This is a genomic window from Bradyrhizobium sp. BRP19, assembly GCF_020194195.1.
Lineage (GTDB): Bacteria > Pseudomonadota > Alphaproteobacteria > Rhizobiales > Xanthobacteraceae > Bradyrhizobium > Bradyrhizobium yuanmingense.
This window is the reverse complement of the sequence record NZ_JADYVZ010000245.1, coordinates 1-385: the sequence shown is the minus strand read 5'-3', so window position 1 is coordinate 385 and position 385 is coordinate 1. Positions and strand designations below refer to the sequence as shown.

At 66.2% G+C, this 385-nt stretch carries 1 protein-coding gene; it reads left to right on the top strand.

Going from position 1 to position 385, the window contains the following annotated elements; genetic code table 11:
* A partial coding sequence (locus I6F36_RS39395) for an MFS transporter (protein ID WP_225173339.1) occupies positions 1 to 385 on the top strand: 385 nt, incomplete at both ends.

Genomic DNA, 385 nt, shown 5'->3' with positions numbered 1-385 from the left:
GGTGGACGTGTGCGCATCGGCCGCCGGCAGCACGCTGTCTGTGTGGCAGCCGCAGCTGCTGAAATCGTTCGGGTTGACCGTCATGCAGACGGGGCTGCTCAACTCGGTGCCGTATGCGGTGGCATCGGTGCTGATGGTAGTTTGGGGCCGCCGCTCGGACCGCCTCAAGGAGCGCCGCTGGCATACCGCCATTCCCATGCTGCTGATCGGCCTGGGCCTGTTTGGCACGTCGCTCAGCGGCTCTCTCGTGCCGACCATGGTGATGCTGTGCGCGGTGCTGGTCGGGGCCTATTCGTTCAAGGGGCCGTTCTGGGCGCTGGCCTCCGGCATGCTCTCGAACAGTGCAGCCGCTGCGGGGCTGGCCACTATCAACGCGATTGCCAAC